The sequence below is a fragment of the Pseudomonas helleri genome (assembly GCF_009600315.1).
GTDB lineage: Bacteria > Pseudomonadota > Gammaproteobacteria > Pseudomonadales > Pseudomonadaceae > Aquipseudomonas > Aquipseudomonas helleri_A.
The window spans coordinates 1-19,538 of record NZ_WIWC01000060.1; the positions used below are offsets into that span (position 1 = coordinate 1).

Below are 19,538 nucleotides of genomic sequence, written 5' to 3' on the forward strand. Positions count from 1 at the left end.
AGAAAGCCTTGGCTATGCAATATGATGCTCCTGCGTCAATTCAATAACCGTGTTGCACTCAGCTCCTGCAACCGCCTACAATAAAAAAGCACGTAAGAAAATTTCTGCATAACGAGCCCGCAGTTTCTTTTGAAGGCAGGCCTTTGTTGTGACAAGTATTTCTAATTTTCCCCGAAATTCTTCAGTTGATGAAGTCGATCTGATTGCTTTATTTCAAGCAATCTGGAAGCAAAAGCTGATCATCATCGCAACCACGGCAGTCTGTGGGCTTCTTGCATTGATTTATGCCTATGCAGTGACCCCGGAATACAAAGTCACCAGCGTTCTGCGCCCGGCAGCTATCAATGAACTGGATGCTTTGAACCGCTCCGGTGTTTATACGCTCCCTCCCAGTGAAGCCTTGCTTAAAGTCGGCGCCAGCCTTGAGTCTTATGATTCGCGCTTGGGCTTTTTCCGGGAAAATCAGGAATTATTTGAAAAATTTAAAAAGCCTGGACGTTCCCTTGAACAAAGTTTCGAGGAGTTCAACCGGGACTCTTTAAAGCTGACTCAGCCAGATCCTAAAAAAGCCGATTCCTTGAGTGCATTCATCGGTCTTGAATTGAACTACCCCCAAGGGGTTGATGGCGTTCAGATTCTTAACGGTTTTGTAGATTACGCGATCAACGCTGAGCGTGATCAGATTGCGGCCGACCTCAAAGTCATCGTGAATAACCGTCTGACCGAGCTTAAAGGCAAAATAAATGCCGCTCGCTCCGGTTATGAAAATGACAAGGAAGCACGCATCGCGACTCTTGAAGAAGCGGATGCGCTGAAGCGTGCACAATTGCAAGACGAGTTGAAAGCGTTACGTAATCAGCTCAAAGCTCAACGTGCAGACAGAATGGCCCAATTGGGCGAAGCCATTGGCATCGCCCGCTCGCTGGGTATTCAAAAGCCAACCACGCCCTCAGCGTTGGGAGACTCTGCACGTAGCGGTGACTCCAGCATCATGCGCACCGAAATAACGAATCAACAAATCCCGCTGTACTTCATGGGGGTTGAGGCCCTGGAGGCAGAGCGGCTGGCGTTGCAGCAGCGTAAAACTGATGACTTCACCGAAGCGCGTATTGCTCAAATCGCAAGAGAGCTGCAATTACTGCAAAGTAATCGCGAAGTGGAAGTGCTCAAACAACGTCAGAACGAAGACGTATTTCTGCAAGGTGTTGAGCCGTTACGTGCTGAAGTTGTCCGGCTGAGCAATTTGAGCAATCTGGATTTCACCAATTTGAAGTTGGTATCCATTGATCGTAAAGCGTTGGCGCCCACGTCCCCTGTCAAACCGAAAAAGGCCCTGATATTGCTGCTCGGCTTGGTATTGGGTGGAATGTTGGGTGTGCTTATAGCCCTTGTGCGCCACTATGCGCAGGCGCGCGTTGCGGGGCCTCAACCATCGATGGCGCCGGCGTTGTCAGCGACGCTTACCCGTTCGAACGATGCAGGCCTTAGCGGAAAAACCTTGCAAAACGATCGCTCCTGAAAAGCATTAAGGCCGGGTGATTGACGGCCTTGATTGTGGACTAATTGCCTCTTCATGGAGTTGTATCGAGAGCAAGCTTATGCCATATCCGCACATCATCCACCACGGTGCCATCAATTGCACATGGACGCACATAGCAGTCTGTTGATCGACTGTGGAATCTTTCAGGGAAATGATTCTGCAGCTGATGAACGTGCGCGCAAAATAGACTTCTCCATCCAGGGGATCAAGGCACTAATCGTCACCCACGTACATGCCGATCACATTGGGCGAATCCCGTATTTACTGGCCGCGGGATTCGAGGGGCCGATTATTTGCAGCGAGCCATCGGCCAAGCTGCTGCCTCTGGTGCTGGAAGACGCTTTCAAGCTTGAATTCAGTCGAGACACTCGCACCCTTGATCGCTATTTGCAGCGCGTACAGAAGCAGACAGTTGCCATCCCGTTTGGGCAGTGGTTCTCCATTTCGCAGTCCGATGCTATACAGGCGCGTATTCGTTTGCAAAGAGCAGGGCACATACTTGGGTCTGCCTATGTTGAATGCGATCTGACATACCCGCAAACAGCCCTGAATCGGCGCGTCGTCTTTTCTGGAGACCTGGGTGCGCCCAACACGCCCTTGCTGCCAGGGCCTAAGTCGCCTGAGCGTGCCGATATTCTGATCCTGGAAAGCACCTACGGTGATCGACTGCACGAAGATCGAATAACGCGACATGCCCGGTTGGAAAGAGCTATTGATAAAGCGTTGGCAGATCAAGGCACACTTTTAATACCTGCCTTCAGCTTGGGCCGCACCCAAGAGTTGCTCTACGAAATTGAAGACATACTTCATCGTAAATCACTGCTTACGCCTGCGAACATAAGCCTGGATGAGGATCAGTGTTTACCGATCAACTGGCCTCAGCTGCCTGTGATAATCGATTCACCCTTGGCAAGTCGACTGACAGCCGCATACCGCGGGTTGGATAATTATTGGAATGCTGAGGCTCAACAGAGACTTGAAGCGGGGCGAAACCCGCTGCATTTCCAGCAGCTCATCACGGTTGACAGCCACGCCAAGCATGTACAAGTGGTCAATTACCTAAGCAGTACGGGTCGTCCTGCGATCGTGATTGCCGCAAATGGCATGTGCTCCAATGGTCGAGTCGTCAATTACCTCAAAGCCATGCTGGGTGATGCGAGGCATAATGTGTTTTTTATGGGATATCAAGCCCCTGGCACCCCAGGGGCAGCCATACAAAAATATGGCCCAAAGGGTGGATATGTAGACCTTGAAGGTGAGCGCTATCGGATTTCGGCAGATATTACGACCCTCGGTGGTTACTCTGCGCATGCTGACCAATTAGACTTGCTCAACTTTGTGTCCGGCATGGACAAATGGCCAGAGCAGATAAAATTGGTGCACGGTGAAATGTCAGCAAAGCAAGCATTGGCAGCGAAACTGCAAGCACTGTACAGCACTCGAAATCTGCCGGTCGATGTGTTGGTACCTGCCAGCTAGCAACGCGAACATCATAAGAATTTAGCGGCTTGCTATCGGCAACGACAAGCGCAATAGCAAACCAAGGAAGACGCGGAATGAACGGTAAATGGACATAACCACCGTTGCACCTCACACCTCGGCCGTCTCAAGGCAAGGGGATTGGTACTTGGTGCAGTGCAAACCTAAGCAAGATGAGCGTGCAGAGGAAAATCTTGTGCGCCAAGGCTACGAATGCGCTCGCCCGGTATGCAGTCGTGAAAGACTGTTGCGGGGTAAGCGTCAGCTTGTCCAGGAATCCTTATTCCCAGGTTATCTATTTATTCATATGCCCCTAGGCGCAAACTGGGCGCCCTTGCGCTCCAGTCGCGGGGTTGCACGCGTGGTTGCCTTTGGTGGCCAGCCATTGCCAGTAAGCCAACAATTGGTTGAGCAATTGCAAGCCCGTGCCCAATCCAGCGTGCTGTGCGCTTTCAAACCTGGCGAAACGGTTACATTGAAAGATGAAGGATTTGCAGGCATAGAGTCGATTTTCATGTCGATGGACGGTGAGGAGCGCGTCATCCTCCTTATCAATTTGATGAACCGACAACAACAGATCAGTATGCCTTTGGCTTCTATTGCCAATAGCTAAGCAGTACTCGGGTATCGAGCCCGGGCAATGATGAAGCTGCAAGTTCTCAGGAAATTGACGATCAATCCTGGGGCGGTAGCGTGTCTAAGCATTAAATCTTGTCGAATGAAGGCATTTCAATCGACAACCGCATATTAGTTAAGGAAGAGCTAGTTAGATGAGCACCATCAAGCGTAAAGGTATTATTCTCGCCGGCGGTTCAGGTACACGGCTGCACCCGCTCACCTTGGGCGTGTCGAAACAAATGCTGCCGATCTATGACAAGCCGATGATTTTCTACCCGCTGTCTGTGCTGATGCTGGCGGGCATGCGCGAAATTCTGATCATCTCAACTCCAGAAGATCTGCCATGCTTTAAAAAATTGCTGGGCGATGGCAGCCAGTATGGCATCGAACTCAGCTACGCCGAACAGCCTAGCCCCGATGGTTTGGCACAAGCCTTTATCATTGGCGAAGAGTTTATTGGTCAAGATCCTGTATGCCTGATTCTTGGGGACAATATTTTTTACGGGCAACACTTCTCGGATAACCTGCGCTCTGCCATGTCGCAAGAGAGCGGGGCAACTGTATTCGGTTACCACGTATCCGATCCAGAACGTTTTGGTGTGGTTGAATTTGACAGCACAGGGCGCGCGCTCAGCATCGAAGAAAAGCCAGCGAAACCGAAATCTAACTATGCCGTAACGGGCCTGTATTTTTACGATAATCATGTTGTCGAGATTGCTAAAAACATAAAACCCTCTGCACGTGGTGAGCTCGAAATCACTGATGTCAACCGCGTATACCTCGAGCGAAAGAACCTCACCGTGGAGATGTTGGGCCGTGGTTTCGCATGGTTAGATACAGGTACTCATGAATCGCTGCTCGAAGCCAGTCACTTCGTGCATACCATCGAACATCGCCAAGGTTTGAAAGTCGCGTGCCTGGAAGAAATTGCGTTTAACAGTGGTTGGATTACTCCTGAAAAGTTAAGTGCTCAGGCTGAAAAGTTAAAAAAGACTGGGTATGGGCAATATCTTCAAAAGCTACACATCGAGAATCAATTAACATGAAAATCATTAGAACTGAAATACCAGATGTAGTTATTGTGGAACCTGTTGTATTTAATGATGATCGTGGGTGGTTCATGGAAAGTTTCAATGAATCATCATTTCATCGAAGTCTCGTTGCGGTTGGGTTGCCCATACCTAAATCCTTTGTGCAAAGCAATCACTCGTCGTCAAAAATGAATGTTTTGCGCGGACTTCACTATCAACTTCCTCCACATGCCCAAGGCAAATTAGTAAGAGTGGTAAAGGGTTCTGTTTTTGATGTGGCTGTCGATATCCGCGTAGGTTCTGAAACCTTTGGTAAGTGGGTTGGAGTAGAACTAAGCGATTTGAACAAGAAAATGCTATGGATACCTGAAGGCTTTGCTCATGGTTTCATCGCTTTAGAAGATAATACTGAGTTTCTGTATAAAACCACTGCATATTATTCAAAGGCTTGTGAAAGAGCCATCCGTTGGGATGATCCGGATTTAAATATCGAATGGCCAGTTTTGGATGGCATTCATCTTAATGTTTCAAGCAAAGATAATGAAGCGTTGCTTTTGCACGAGATTAACAATGCCGATCTTTTTTGTATCTAGGTGAAGCAATATCTTCGTTAGGTTTAACATGTCAATTAGAAGAAATACAGTCTGGAACTTAGTAGGTACAGGCGCTCCATTTTTGCTTGGTGCATTAACTATTCCTTACTTGCTCAAAAAGTCTGGCGTAGAGATTTTTGGTGTTTTGACACTTGTCTGGGTACTCATAGGGTACTTTAGCTTGTTTGATTTTGGCCTCGGTCGGGCATTGACACAGGACATAGCGAAGAAACTAGCAGAAGGTAATGAAGATGATGTGCCTAATGTTATAAATCTAGGCATGCTTCTAGTAATAGGGGCAGGAGTATTAGGAGGGATCATTCTCGCTAGTGTTTCATCTATATGGGGTGTGCGGTGGTTGGGTATTAGCGTGCCCTTGCAATCAGATGTGTATACATCACTTATAATCGCTGCTTTTGGAATCCCTTTTACAACTGCAACCTCCGGCCTGAGAGGGATTTTGGAGGCATATCAGGAATTCGGAAAGGTAAACATACTTCGAATTATTCTAGGATTAGCTAATTTCGGAATGCCGGCGATAACAGTTATGCTGCTAGGTCCGGAATTAAAATGGATGGTAAGTAGTCTCGTACTTTCTAGGATTCTCATTTTTGTCGCTCACGTATTTTATGTACGGCAGAAAACTGAGTTTTATTTGGTATCGCCAAAAGAACATTCAAAAGACGTAAAGGAACTAGCTTCATTTGGTTCATGGATGACACTGTCTAACATAATTAGCCCTTTGATGGTTACCGGGGATCGATTTGTAGTATCTTCGATAGTCGGCGCAAGTCTGGTCGCATACTATACCGTACCCTTCGAGATTCTTATAAGATTCCTCGTTCTTCCCGCAGCACTGACTGCAGCAATTTTCCCCAAGCTAGCGGCTTTATTGGCCGTAAACAAATCTGAAGCTTATCTGCTCTTCAAAAAGAGTGTGGGCTTTGTTGCTATAGTCATGTTGTTAGTATGCTCTATTAGCGCTTTTGGTTCACACTTAGGAATAACACTCTGGTTAGGACGGGATTTTGCAGATCACTCTTGGTATTTAGCTTCAATTATGTCGATAGGGATTTTATTCAATTCTATAGCACAGATACCTCATTCAGTCGTACAGGCAGCAGGTAATGCGAAAGGTACAGCAATCGTACATTTGATAGAGTTCTGTGTGTACTTCCCAGTTCTATTCATATCTGTAAAAAACTTTGGTTTAACTGGTGCAGTATTTGTATGGGTTGGACGAGCCTTTGTTGATATGGTCCTCATGTTCGCTTTAACCTATGAAGTATTCTCCGTTAAGCATGAGGCTCAGAAATGCGTAGAAAAATTGCTATAGGCACTATCGTTTATAAAGCAAAGCAAGACACATTCAATCGATTGATCATGGCGTCTGAAGCAGGATTTGATGTTTACATATATGACAATTCACCAGATAATCTAAACGCACTGGAGTTTTCACATAAGCATCCAGAAATAAAATATTTTACCGTTGGGAAAAATGTCGGCTTAGGTTATGGCTTGTCATCAATTTGCTCTCAAGCCAAAGCTGATAATATAGAATCCTTATTGTTCTTTGATCAAGATACAGTATTTAGTATTGAAACTCTGGAATTTATTGAGTTATTCTATTTTTCGCGATATGAAACAATGAGCAATTATAGTTCAATGTTTTTTAATGCCAAAAACAAACTTGGTAACAAAGCTCGAGATGATGGGCTCTTGGATATTGATCTTACTATCAATAGCGGTAGTTTGTACTTTTTAAGCAATCTTCAGGTCATAGGATGGCATGATGTAAGCTATTTTGTTGATGGCGTGGATTATAAGTATTGCTTAGATAGTAAGAAAGCCGGGTTTAAGATCGGAGAGTGTTCTTATACTCCTGGTTTTGACCATGTAAGTGAGCAAGAAGATAAGGTGTATCGTTTATTTAACAAAGACTATCATCTGCGCGCATATCCTTGGTTTCGTATTGTAGATACAACAAAGTCTAGTTTTAGGCTTGTTGGTACATCTATCAAGCATAAGGAATGGAAGTTATGTAATAGTATACTTAGGATGCTATTTATTTATTTGGCCTGCCAAAGCGTTGTGCGCGTTGTAAATTTAAAACGAGATAGTAGCAAATGAATCCATTATCTAAAGAAGCAAATGCAAAGTGTGCAATTTTTACGGTCTGTAATATTGCATATTTACCTAAAGCACTGGTCTTGGCTAGTTCATTAAAAAAATTTGGGGCTCCTAAACTAATAATCTACTTATTTGATAAGCTGACTGTTGAGGTTGATTCAGCTCAATATGAATCTGTCGCTGATATCCGATGGATTGAGGATGTTGGTTTAAAGGATTTTGAAACCTATGCCTTTAAGTATGATATAACTGAATTTAGTACCAGCTTAAAGCCGTGGCTGACATTAAAGCTGTTAGAGCATAATGAAAAAGTTGTATTTTTAGATCCCGATATTTGCATGTTTTCATCTATTGACCCAATTTTGGAAGTGTTGGATAAGCAAGATATTGTGCTAACGCCACACTACATTACCCCTAATGAGTCATCCGATGTGGGTATGATGCGTTTTGGTTCATATAATCTTGGCTTTTATGCAATAAGGAAGACAAATGAATCCGTGAGGTTTCTTCAGTGGTGGAGTGAAAGATGCCTAAACCTTTGTTATTTTGAAACGCAATTTGGCTTATCGACAGATCAAAAGTGGATAAGTATAGCGCCTTGTTTTTTCCCAAGCCTTTATACAAGCTTTGATCTGGGATGGAATGTTGCTTTCTGGAATTTACACGAGCGAAAAATTTCTAAGAAAAACGATAACTTTATAATTAACGATAAGTTTCCTTTGATATTCTTTCATTTTAGTTCATTTGATGAAAGTAAACCGGAGTTGTTGTCTAAGCGACCTTTCGCTGATCAACAATTATTGCGCCAAGACTTCATCCCTTTGGTCAATATCTATAAAGAAGCATTGGATGATTTTAAGACGCAAGTGCCTTCTGTTCCGTATACATATGATGTGATGTCAAATGGGGACTACATTTCACCTACTCTTAGGCGTGCTTACGCTAGCGTAATGAATGATTTTATCGATGGCCATGACCCATTTGACTCTGCCGGCCCAGTTGCAGCATTCGCAAAAAAGAATTTCTTATTGCGTAAATCTTCTTCATATAAATCGAGTGGGTTTTCTGATTTAGAAAGCAATCGGTCTAAATTAAAAGTCATAAATTCACTTATGAAGCTCGCACTCTTATTGGTGGGCCCGAACAGGTTTATGAATTTGTCTAGATTGTTAGTGTTTCTTTCAAGCTTCCGACTGAATCGAGACCTCTGGAAGTTATGAATCATATTTTAAACGCATCAGATTTATGATGCGTTTAATAAATTGATCAATGCTGATTTTTTTTCCAGGGAGAGTAAATATTGCAATATGAGAATATAAAATCGACACATGTAGGTGTCTTTACTGTTTATCTTTTTTGGGTTGCATGTGTTTTCGATCCCGTCGGAGCGTTTCATTCTTTAAAGTTCATATCAATTGCATTTATTCTCGCTTACTTAGGGTTACGGTTTTTGATTAGCGGAGTACCTAGATCTATTGATAGTTCGTATTTGTTCATCTGTATACTGTTTATAATATTATTTCCAGTTTATGGTCTTGCAATATCAGCCTTTAGAGGTGGGCTTGGGAATGGTCCGTTCATTGATACCTCTTATATTTCATCTGCAGTGTATATGGTTTGCGCATTGCTTTATCTGATACCTGAATATTGCAGAGCTGCAAGCAAGGCACTCGTGTTGTCTCTACGCTTACTGTGTCTTGTGATATGGATTGGCTTTGTATTATTGTCATTCCAAATAGAGTCCAATTTTCTATTCTTCTTTGTTGATAATGGTGCTGCATACATAGGGAGTCGAAATTACGCAGGTGTCGATTTTTACTACATATATTTTGTAGCCTCGCCAATGCTTATCTTTTTATTATGTAAACAGTGCTGGGATTTTTTCGAAGTAAAAAAAATCTCCCATCTCGTCGGGGTTTTTTTTGTAATGGGGGCGTTGTTTTTGTCGGGCACACGCGCAAGTATTATAATGTCATTGGTTGCACCATTTATTGTATGGTTGTGGAGGAAGTACGGGGCTAAATCACTTTTTTTATGGCTCGTTTTTGCGATGCTTTTTATTCCTATATTGGGGCTTCTTGAGTTGCCTGTTATTACAGGAATGTTTAGTTCAAATGAAACAAGTAATTCCGAAAAAATTGGTTACTTGAATACATATATGGACTTGTTTGCACAACCTATGACATTTCTTTTTGGACAAGGATTTAACGCGCATACATGGTCAAGTGCAGTCGCGAACATGCTGCCTGAGGGTGCCAGCAAGACTGAGTTAACCTATTTAGAAATGATCAGAGTATTTGGAATCATAGGTTTGGGATTGTTAATCTATGCCTTGTTTCTGTTGTGTGCGAGTAAAAGATTAATAAAAACAAACTATCCATGGGTGGGGCCATCTATTTTTTTATATGCTTTGATGTCATCTATAAATCCCTACATATTTTCTTCCAACGGGATGCTTGTGATGGGGTTTGCAGCAGGCGCTTATCTTCATGTTCGGAAAAAAGATTACTGAAATCTACATATTTTAATTTTGCTTGAATAAATAGTTCTAAACTTTAACTAAGAAAGGTGTGACATATGTTTTCGGGAAAAAAGCTACTAATTTCTGGGGGTACTGGTTCTTTCGGTAATGCTGTTTTAAAACGATTTCTTGACACGGATATTTCTGAAATTAGAATTTTTAGCCGTGATGAAAAAAAACAGGATGACATGCGCAAGCGTTACAATAATCCGAAGTTGAAATTTTACATAGGTGACGTTCGTGACTATCAAAGCATATTAAATGCTACTCGTGGGGTAGATTATATTTTTCACGCCGCAGCACTTAAACAGGTTCCTTCATGCGAATTTCATCCGATGGAAGCTGTTAAAACAAATGTTATAGGCACAGATAATCTATTAGAAGCGGCCATTCAGAACCAAATTAAAAGAGTGGTATGTCTTAGTACCGATAAAGCGGTATATCCCATTAATGCAATGGGTATTTCCAAAGCAATGATGGAAAAAGTGATGGTTGCTAAGTCTAGAAATGTGGACGAGACCAAAACTGTCATCTGCGGGACTAGATACGGTAATGTAATGGCCTCGAGAGGGTCTGTCATTCCGCTTTTTGTTGAGCAAGTTCGTTCTGGAAAGGCTCTGTCTATAACCGATCCTAATATGACGCGTTTCATGATGACCTTATCGGATGCTGTCGATTTGGTTTTATATGCATTTGAACATGGCAATAATGGTGATCTTTTTATACAAAAGGCTCCTGCAGCAACAGTTGAAACCTTAGCGCGGGCGCTTACCACTTTATTAGGGGTTCCAGAACATCCAATAAACATAATTGGGACGCGCCATGGAGAAAAATTATATGAGGCACTTCTTAGTCGGGAAGAAATCGCATGTGCTGAAGACCTGGGTGATTACTATCGGGTACCGCCTGACCTACGCGATCTGAACTACAGTAAGTTTGTTGAGAATGGAGAAGAAAAAATTTCCGAAGCTGATGATTATAACTCCCATAATACTAACCGCTTAGACACGGATGGCATGATAAAGCTGCTTCTGAAACTAGACTTCATGCAGGCCATTCAGCGTGGCGAACATGTAACTCCTGAGGAGTAACACATGAAAGTATTAATTACCGGGTCTAATGGGTTCATTGCACAAAATCTTTCTGCTCATTTACTTACTCGAACAGATATAGAGGTTTTGCTATACTCAAGAAATGATAGTGCCAGCGCCCTTGAAGAAATGTTGAACAGTGTCGATTTTGTTTTTCATGTTGCCGGTGTGAATCGACCTGAAAATAATGAAGCCTTCAATTCTAATACGAATTTAACACAAGACATTTGCAGTGCTATTATAAAAAATGGCCGTAAAATTCCTATTTTGTTTACATCTTCGATTCAGGCTTCACTTGAAAATGAATATGGGTTAAGCAAGTTACATGCGGAACAAGTACTAATCAAAAGTGCTCAGCAGTATGATATTCCTGTGCATATTTTTAGATTACCTAATGTATTTGGTAAATGGGCTCGGCCGAATTACAATTCAGCAGTCGCAACTTTTTGTAGCAATATTGCTAATGACTTACCTATTCATGTTAATGAACCGTCGGCTGCTATTACACTGGTTTATATTGACGATGTGATTTCTCATTTTATCGCAGTGATGGATAAGTTATTGTCTGGCACTCCATATATTGAGGTCAGTCCAACCTATCAAACAACTGTGGGCGACATTGCATCTTTATTATATTCCTTCAAAGAAAGTCGTAAAAGCCTTATCACTGAGCCAGTTGGGACTGGGTTGACTAGGGCATTATATTCAACTTATCTCAGCTATATACCTCCTGCTAATTTCACTTATGAAATCCCTAAGCATGGTGACGCTCGGGGTGTATTTGTGGAAATGCTTAAAACTCAAAATTCCGGTCAGTTTTCTTATTTTACTGCCCACCCTGGCATCACTCGCGGCGGGCATTATCACCATTCTAAAACCGAAAAGTTTTTGGTTATCAAAGGTAATGCGTGTTTTCGCTTTAGGCATATTACTTCTGGCGAATTCTATCAATTGTTCACTTGCGGCGAAAAGCCGGAGGTAGTAGAAACCGTTCCGGGTTGGTCGCATGATATTACGAATACAGGTGAGGATGAATTAATTGTAATGTTGTGGGCAAATGAAGTATTCGATCGTGAACACCCGGATACTTTTACGATGCCTGTAGGTACAGAATCTTAATTCTAATTTAGAGGTTTTCATGACGCGATTAAAAATAGTTACTGTGGTTGGTACACGGCCTGAAATTATTAGACTGTCACGAGTCATTCACGCTTTAGATAGGCATTGCGAGCATATCTTAGTACATACTGGCCAAAATTATGATTACGAACTCAATGAGATTTTCTTTCAAGATCTAGGGATTCGGAAACCAGATTATTTCCTAAATGCTGCTGGCTCAAATGGCGCTGAAACGATCGGCAATGTAATAATTGCAGTTGATCAGGTTCTTGAACAGGTACAGCCTGAAGCACTATTAGTTCTTGGCGATACTAACAGTTGCATGGCGGTGATTCCGGCAAAGCGACGTAAAATACCGACGTTTCATATGGAAGCTGGCAACCGCTGTTTCGATATGAGAGTACCTGAAGAAATTAACCGTCGTATTGTTGATCACACTGCAGATATAAACCTGACATATAGTAGCATTGCTCGTGATTATTTGTTACGTGAAGGGCTACCGCCGGACATGATTATCAAGACTGGTAGTCCGATGTTTGAAGTGATTAATCATTATCGTGAGGGTATCGATTCATCGAATATTCTCGAACAGCTTGGACTTGAGACGAGGGGTTTTTTCGTCGTAAGTGCGCATCGTGAAGAAAACATTAACTCTGACAGAAATTTCTTGAAGTTAGTTGATGTGTTAAATTCCATTGCAATAACATATGGTCTTCCTGTAATTGTTTCAACACACCCGCGCACCCAAAAGAGGGTGGATGCTATGGGTATAGTTTTTCACAAAAATGTAAAATTGCTCAAACCGTTAGGTTTTAAAGATTACAATAAACTTCAATTGACTTCGAAGGCCGTCTTATCAGACAGCGGGACTATCAACGAAGAGTCATCGATAATGAATTTTCCAGCGCTAAATATTCGGGAAGCGCATGAGCGACCTGAGGGGATGGAAGAAGGATCGGTTATGATGGTTGGGCTTGAACTGAATCGTGTACTCCAAGGTTTATCGATATTAGAAAGTCAGGGTATTGATGAGGATCGTACTCTTCGGCTAGTCTCTGATTACAGTATGCCTAACGTTTCAGAAAAAGTTGTTAGAATTATTCATAGCTATACCGATTATGTGAATCGAATAGTCTGGAAGCTCTATTGAACGAGTAAATTTTATGCCCGCTACAAAATTGAACATACTCATTGTTACTCAATATTTTTGGCCTGAAAATATGCGTATTAATGATCTTGTCCGGGATTTATCTGAAAAAGGGCATCAAGTTACTGTATTGACTGGGTTGCCTAATTATCCTGAAGGAAAAATATATGATGAGTATAAATCTACGCCATCAGCTTATCGCGAGTATTATGGTGCAAAAATAGTAAGGGTTCCTCTAATTCCTCGCGGTAAAAATAGCATTACTTTGATGTTGAATTATCTAACATTTTTTTTACTAGCTTCAGTCGTCGGGCCGTGGAAGTTACGGGCATTAAAATTTGATAGTATATTTGTTTATGCGGTTTCGCCAATCATGGCTGCTATCCCTGCTTTGATTATAGGGCGCATAAAAAAAGCTCCTGTATTTGTTTGGGTGCTTGATCTTTGGCCTGAAACCTTACGTGCTGTAGGAGTTCTACGACAGCCAAAGTTATTATCTATTGTTGGTCGCATGGTTTCGTGGATTTATAATCGTGCTGATTACTTGCTTATTCAATCTAATGGTTTTTATGAGAATGTGAAATATTACTGTACTAATTACATATCTCCTGAAAGGATCATATATTTCCCGAGTTGGGCGGAAGATGATTTTTCTAACTCTGATGAAGTAATCACTTCATTGCTTGATAAGAATACGGCCGTGTTTACAGTTGTCTTTGCGGGTAATATTGGCGAGGCTCAAGATTTTCCAGCAATCGTAGAAGCTGCACAAAAACTCTTAGGTACAGTATCTGTCCGCTGGGTGATTGTTGGTGATGGACGGATGAGCGAATGGCTTGCAATAAAAATTAAAGCTTTAAACCTTGATAATTTTTTGCTTTTAGGTCGGCACCCGTTGCATGAAATGCCCGGGTTATTCGCCTGCGCTGATGCATTATTAGTATCGCTTAAAACAAATGACGTTTTTGAAAAAACCATCCCTGGAAAAGTACAAGCTTATTTGGCATCTGGTAAACCGATCATAGGGATGATTGATGGCGAAGCTGCACGTGTTATTAATGAATCTGGTGCAGGATTATCATGCGCTTCAGGGGATGCTAAAGCGCTTTCAGAAATAGTTTTTAATTTAGCTAGTATGAGTAACGATGCTCGGCAGAAAATGGGCAAAGCCGGTCGTGAATATTACCTTGATAATTTTAATAAGACTAAAATTCTCAAACGATTAGGTGCCCTCTTTCAGGAAGCGACCTTACGCAAGGATAGTAAGTGATGGAGCAACCAGTCTTTATTACCGGTGCAACTGGATTTGTAGGTGCTGCATTATTACAGCGATTGATTAAAGATGAATTCCCTATCATCGCTGCTATTAGGAGCGATGAACATAAACTTCCGTTAAATATACCTACTGTAAAATTTACAGATTTTGACGGTTCTTCTCTTGAACATAGTCTTCAAGGTGTCGATACAGTTGTTCATTGCGCAGCACGTGTACATGTTATGCATGATACTGAAGTTGATCCATTAGTCGCTTTCCGTAAAGTAAATGTGGCTGGCACGCTTAAGCTGGCTAGAGATGCTGCTGCCGCTGGGGTTCGCCGCTTTATATTTATCAGTTCAATAAAGGTAAATGGCGAAGGCACTTTTCCTGGGGCTCCATATACTGCAGATGATATTCCTGCGCCTAGTGACCCTTATGGTGTCTCTAAAATGGAAGCGGAACAAGGGTTGCGGAAATTGGGTGCAGCTACTGGAATGGATATTGTTATTATTCGTCCAGTTCTTGTTTACGGACCCGGTGTAAAGGCTAATTTTTTGAACATGATGCGATGGTTGGACAAGGGTGTTCCCTTGCCATTCGGATCTATTCATAACGCTCGCAGCTTAGTCGCTATTGATAATTTAGTTGATTTTATCGTAAAGACCATAAAACATCCAAATGCGGCTAATCAAACTTTTTTAATTAGCGATGGAGAGGATCTGTCAACAACACAATTATTAAAGCGCATGGCTAAAGCTTTAGATTCCTCAGCTTTTCTTCTTCCGATTCCATCTGTAATGATTTCAACTACAGCCAAAGTTATCGGGAAAAAATCTCTGTCGAATCGATTGTGTGGTTCTCTGCAAGTAAATATTGAAAAAAGTTGTGATTTGCTTCAGTGGACACCTTTAGTTACAGTCGATGAAGCTTTGAAATGTACAGCAATGTATTACAAAGGACAAAAATCCGAATGAGTTATTTGTGGCTTTTACCTTTACTTCTGCTTCTTTCATTTACGTTGACTGCGGCTTTACGAAAATATGCATTGTCCCGAAGTATTATAGATATTCCAAACGCAAGAAGCTCACATTCAGCGCCTACCCCGCGTGGTGGTGGAGTTGCAATTGTTATATCTTTTTTTCTCATATTTCCAATTTTATCAATAGAAGGAATTGTTCCTTTAGCTGACTTGATGGCTATCGGTGGTTCAGGTATTTTCATAGCAATTATCGGTTTCATGGATGATCATGGGCATATCGCAGCACGTTGGCGGTTGTTAGGACATGGAGTATCTGCTGCCTGGGCTCTTTTTTGGATAAATGGATTACCCCCATTAAGTTTCTTCGGTGTAAATATAGACTTTGGCTGGTTTGGAACTATATGTGCCGCCTTTTATCTTGTTTGGATGCTTAATTTATATAATTTCATGGATGGTATTGATGGAATAGCAAGTGTAGAAGCAGTTTCTTCATGTTTATGTATGTGTATTTTGTATTGGTGGAGTGGACATGAGTATCTTATAATACTCCCTGCTTGTCTAATTATGTCTGTTGCAGGTTTTTTGTTATGGAATTTTCCTCCCGCTAAAATTTTTATGGGTGACGCAGGTAGTGGTTTTCTTGGTATAGCACTTGGTGTTTTATCACTCCAAGCTGCGTGGATATCCACACAATTATTTTGGGCATGGATTATTTTATTCGGCATATTTATTGTTGATGCAACATTCACTCTTGTCAGGCGAGTCATTCGCAAAGATAAAATTTATGAAGCTCATCGTAGCCATGGATATCAATTTGCAGCACGTCTATATGGCAAACATTATCCGGTGACTGTAGCCGTTGGGTTGATAAATATATTTTGGCTGTTTCCGGTTGCGATAAGTGTTGTGTTATTTAATTTTGATGGTTTAACTGGCGTCCTTTTAGCTTATCTACCATTGATTTTATTAGCAGTTATATTCAATTCAGGGGCGGTAGAAGCTTCAGACGGACAGGCTGAAAAATAAGGTAGGGCGCACTAGGGATTGTATTAATTAATATTATCCTGGTCAAAGCGATCAATGTCGTTAGAGGGTATTATGGATATATTGCGTAGTTACTTACTTAGATTGCCTAGGCGATATAAGCGCGTCTTGCAACTTTGTGCTGATATTGTTTTGGTCTGGATAGCTTTATGGATGGCTTTTGTCGTTCGTCTCGGCATCGACGAAATGATCAACCCTGTAAAAATGCATTTTTGGTTATTTATAGCTGCTCCTTTAATCGCCATCCCCCTATTCATCCGCTTCGGCATGTACCGCGCCGTCATGCGCTACTTCGGCAACGATGCCCTTATCGCGATTATCAAGGCCGTCAGTCTCTCATCGCTGATCTTGGCGGTTGTGGTCTATTGGTACAGCAACCACGACAATGTGGTCCCGCGCTCAATCATCTTCAACTATTGGTGGTTGAGCCTGATCATGCTCGGTGGCTTGCGCTTGGGCATGCGCCAATACTTTTTGGGTGACTGGTTCGCAGCCGCTCAGCATGTTCCTTTCACCAGTCGGGACGATGGTTTGCCTCGTGTAGCCATTTACGGCGCGGGCGCTGCGGGCAATCAGTTGGTCGCTGCACTGCGCATGGGGCGTGTGATGCGTCCTGTGGCGTTTATTGACGACGATGAAAGCATTGCGGATCGGGTGATTTCCGGTTTGCAGGTGTTCAAGTCCGAAAACATTCAACAAATGATAGATCGCACCGGGGCGCAGGAATTGCTCTTGGCCATTCCTTCTTCTTCCCGTGGGCGACGCCGTGAGATTTTGGGGCTGCTTGAAGGCTTCCCGCTGCACGTTCGCAGTATTCCTGGATTTATGGATTTGGCCAGTGGCAGGGTCAAGGTTGATGACATTCAGGAAGTCGACATTGCTGACTTGCTGGGTCGTGATGCGGTACCCGCTCAAGGTGAATTGTTGGAGCACTGCATCAAGGGGCAGAGTGTTTTGGTCACGGGTGCAGGCGGCTCCATCGGTTCTGAGTTGTGTCGTCAGATTCTGGAACTTCGACCAACGACGCTTCTTCTGTTCGAGCACAGTGAATTCAATCTCTACTGCATTCTTTCGGAACTCGAGCAACGTATTGAGCGCGAATCGCTGTCGGTCAAGCTGTTGCCCATCCTCGGTTCTGTACGCAATGAGCAAAAGCTGCTGGATGTGATGAAAACCTGGAGTGTCGACACGGTCTATCACGCTGCAGCCTATAAGCATGTGCCGATGGTTGAGCACAACATCGCTGAAGGCGTACTCAATAACGTCATTGGCACACTCAATACAGCTCAAGCGGCTTTGCAGTCGGGTGTGGCCAACTTCGTCTTGATTTCGACTGACAAGGCGGTGCGGCCTACCAACGTAATGGGCAGCACCAAGCGTTTGGCCGAAATGACGCTGCAAGCGCTTAGCCGTGAGGCCGCACCTGTGTTGTTCGGTGACAAGGCGAATGTATCTCGGGTCAATAAAACCCGATTCACCATGGTGCGATTTGGCAATGTGTTGGGGTCTTCAGGTTCAGTCATTCCGCTGTTTCATAAACAGATCAAGTCAGGCGGCCCGCTGACCGTTACCCATCCCAAGATTACCCGCTATTTCATGACCATCCCGGAGGCCGCGCAGTTGGTGATTCAGGCGGGCTCGATGGGGCAGGGCGGTGATGTCTTTGTGCTGGATATGGGCGAGCCGGTGCGGATTGTCGAACTGGCAGAGAAGATGATCCACTTGTCTGGCTTAAGCGTTCGTTCCGATAAAAATCTGCATGGCGATATTGAAATCGAGTTCACAGGTCTGCGACCCGGTGAAAAGCTTTACGAAGAGTTGCTGATCGGTGACAACGTTGTTGCCACTCAGCATCCGATGATCATGAGCGCCAATGAAGATATGTTGTCCTGGGATGAGCTCAAACAACGTCTGGGTGAGTTGCTCTCAGCCGTTGATGATGATGACTACACTCGGGTTCGGCAGTTGTTGCGCAATACGGTCAGTGGCTACGCGCCAGAGGGCGAGATTGTTGACTGGATCCACCAACAACGCCGCGCAGAGCCTTTATAGCTACACACCCTGCAATGCACTGATTTTTGACACTCCATCGGCATCGCCTACGTTTGAAGTACAGCTCAGGAAAGCTGTTTCCACTTAACGATGTAATGGAGTGTCATTTATGCGTAGCGCCTTGATTTCTTCGATGTTTTTGGCTTTGTTGGTCGGTATTTCCAGCGCAGTTCATGCGGCTCCCGCGCCCGTTGGCGCGGAACCTGTTGTAGCTGCGAACATCCTGCCGGAGGCAGAGCTGGTTACGATCAACCTCAATACAGCCGATGAGGCGACACTCCAGCGTGAGCTCTCCGGTATCGGCGCAGCCAAGGCTAAAGCCATTGTGGCGTACCGTGAGGCTAACGGTGAGTTCACGTCTACGGATGAATTGCTGGAAGTGAAAGGCATCGGCAAAGCCATTTTTGAAAAAAATCGCAATAAGGTGGCGGTGAATTAAACGGGTTATTTCAATGCTTGAGGCCAGTCATTGACTGGCCTTTTCGTTTTCGGGATTAAAGTTTGTGATTAGCGCTGCATCAAAAGCGCCACTCAATCCACCAGCAATCTCACCCGTCCTTGTTTTCTTTCGCATCCATTTCAGCATTACGCTCGGCAACGCGTTTACGCTGTTCTTCAGTCAATTCAACTTTGTTGGCAGTCTCACGCAGGGTCATCAATGCGCCAACGATGGCGCCGATGGCAACGATCAAAATTAACCAGGCATACCAGGGCATTGTCTTCTCCTTGAAGGGTTATACGCTGGGTAAGAGGTTTACTCAGCGGGGCTGTTCTTTCATGTTTGAGTAAGGTGATGTTGAGTGGTTCAATTGTAGGCCGGTTATTCCAAATAGCACTGTGTGCGGCGGCCGTGATTAAAGTAAGCGCTCCATGAACCCCATATTCAAAGCGCTTAGCTGACCCCCGATGCTGTGCTCCCGATTTTCTTTCTGGAGC

At 43.5% G+C, this 19,538-nt stretch carries 17 protein-coding genes and 1 pseudogene; 17 read left to right on the forward strand and 1 reads right to left on the reverse strand.

Translation table 11 applies throughout. The annotated features are described in order from the left end of the window. Positions 1-148: 148 nt before the first annotated feature. The 17 genes and pseudogenes from GHN86_RS21995 (at position 149) to GHN86_RS22075 (ending at position 19,041) form a co-directional block, all read left to right on the forward strand. Positions 149-1,519 carry a Wzz/FepE/Etk N-terminal domain-containing protein gene (locus tag GHN86_RS21995; RefSeq protein ID WP_323369137.1) on the forward strand — a complete coding sequence of 457 codons (1,371 nt, stop codon included), beginning with the start codon at positions 149-151 and terminating at the stop codon, positions 1,517-1,519. 79 nt (positions 1,520-1,598) lie between these two features. Further along, positions 1,599-3,019: pseudogene (locus GHN86_RS22000) on the forward strand (MBL fold metallo-hydrolase). 88 nt (positions 3,020-3,107) lie between these two features. Next, positions 3,108-3,632, forward strand: a complete 525-nt coding sequence (gene rfaH / locus GHN86_RS22005; RefSeq protein ID WP_153377337.1) for a transcription/translation regulatory transformer protein RfaH — start codon at positions 3,108-3,110, stop codon at positions 3,630-3,632. 157 nt (positions 3,633-3,789) lie between these two features. Continuing rightward, positions 3,790-4,683 carry a glucose-1-phosphate thymidylyltransferase RfbA gene (gene rfbA, locus GHN86_RS22010; protein ID WP_153377338.1) on the forward strand — a complete coding sequence of 298 codons (894 nt, stop codon included), beginning with the start codon at positions 3,790-3,792 and terminating at the stop codon, positions 4,681-4,683. After that, positions 4,680-5,261, forward strand: coding sequence for a dTDP-4-dehydrorhamnose 3,5-epimerase (gene rfbC, locus GHN86_RS22015; protein ID WP_153377339.1), 582 nt, complete (start codon positions 4,680-4,682; stop codon positions 5,259-5,261). Before rfbA ends, rfbC begins: the two co-directional genes overlap by 4 nt. Before the next feature lie 28 nt (positions 5,262-5,289). Then, positions 5,290-6,597, forward strand: a complete 1,308-nt coding sequence (locus GHN86_RS22020; protein WP_153377340.1) for a flippase — start codon at positions 5,290-5,292, stop codon at positions 6,595-6,597. After that, positions 6,576-7,391 carry a glycosyltransferase gene (locus GHN86_RS22025; RefSeq protein WP_153377341.1) on the forward strand — a complete coding sequence of 272 codons (816 nt, stop codon included), beginning with the start codon at positions 6,576-6,578 and terminating at the stop codon, positions 7,389-7,391. Before GHN86_RS22020 ends, GHN86_RS22025 begins: the two co-directional genes overlap by 22 nt. Continuing rightward, positions 7,388-8,611 (forward strand): putative nucleotide-diphospho-sugar transferase, encoded by a 1,224-nt coding sequence (locus tag GHN86_RS22030; RefSeq protein WP_153377342.1) that lies wholly within the window; start codon positions 7,388-7,390, stop codon positions 8,609-8,611. Before GHN86_RS22025 ends, GHN86_RS22030 begins: the two co-directional genes overlap by 4 nt. A gap of 80 nt (positions 8,612-8,691) precedes the next feature. After that, positions 8,692-9,903: a hypothetical protein gene (locus GHN86_RS22035; RefSeq protein WP_153377343.1), complete on the forward strand. Its 1,212-nt coding sequence runs from the start codon at positions 8,692-8,694 to the stop codon at positions 9,901-9,903. 65 nt (positions 9,904-9,968) lie between these two features. Beyond that, positions 9,969-11,003 (forward strand): polysaccharide biosynthesis protein, encoded by a 1,035-nt coding sequence (locus GHN86_RS22040; protein WP_153377344.1) that lies wholly within the window; start codon positions 9,969-9,971, stop codon positions 11,001-11,003. A 3-nt stretch (positions 11,004-11,006) separates the two neighbouring features. Next, on the forward strand, positions 11,007-12,122 hold the full coding sequence (wbjC, locus tag GHN86_RS22045) for a UDP-2-acetamido-2,6-beta-L-arabino-hexul-4-ose reductase (protein ID WP_153377345.1): 1,116 nt from the start codon (positions 11,007-11,009) through the stop codon (positions 12,120-12,122). A gap of 19 nt (positions 12,123-12,141) precedes the next feature. Beyond that, positions 12,142-13,272 carry a non-hydrolyzing UDP-N-acetylglucosamine 2-epimerase gene (gene wecB / locus GHN86_RS22050; protein WP_153377346.1) on the forward strand — a complete coding sequence of 377 codons (1,131 nt, stop codon included), beginning with the start codon at positions 12,142-12,144 and terminating at the stop codon, positions 13,270-13,272. Positions 13,273-13,285: 13 nt separating this feature from the next. Next, positions 13,286-14,539: a glycosyltransferase family 4 protein gene (locus GHN86_RS22055; RefSeq protein WP_153377347.1), complete on the forward strand. Its 1,254-nt coding sequence runs from the start codon at positions 13,286-13,288 to the stop codon at positions 14,537-14,539. Then, complete coding sequence (locus GHN86_RS22060; protein WP_153377348.1) at positions 14,539-15,501, forward strand: UDP-glucose 4-epimerase family protein; 963 nt, start codon at positions 14,539-14,541, stop codon at positions 15,499-15,501. Before GHN86_RS22055 ends, GHN86_RS22060 begins: the two co-directional genes overlap by 1 nt. After that, complete coding sequence (locus GHN86_RS22065) at positions 15,498-16,532, forward strand: MraY family glycosyltransferase (RefSeq protein WP_153377349.1); 1,035 nt, start codon at positions 15,498-15,500, stop codon at positions 16,530-16,532. The genes GHN86_RS22060 and GHN86_RS22065 overlap by 4 nt, the downstream gene beginning before the upstream one ends. Positions 16,533-16,601: 69 nt before the next feature. Then, the gene (locus tag GHN86_RS22070; RefSeq protein WP_323370006.1) at positions 16,602-18,602 is read left to right on the forward strand and encodes a nucleoside-diphosphate sugar epimerase/dehydratase; all 2,001 of its coding nucleotides are present in this window, start codon (positions 16,602-16,604) and stop codon (positions 18,600-18,602) included. A 109-nt stretch (positions 18,603-18,711) separates the two neighbouring features. After that, positions 18,712-19,041: a ComEA family DNA-binding protein gene (locus tag GHN86_RS22075; RefSeq protein WP_153377351.1), complete on the forward strand. Its 330-nt coding sequence runs from the start codon at positions 18,712-18,714 to the stop codon at positions 19,039-19,041. Between the two features lie 109 nt (positions 19,042-19,150). Here the strand turns inward: GHN86_RS22075 and GHN86_RS22080 are convergent, their stop codons facing one another. Then, entirely contained in the window at positions 19,151-19,318 is a 168-nt protein-coding gene (locus tag GHN86_RS22080) for a DUF2897 family protein (protein ID WP_122783318.1), read from the reverse strand. Positions 19,319-19,538: the final 220 nt, after the last annotated feature.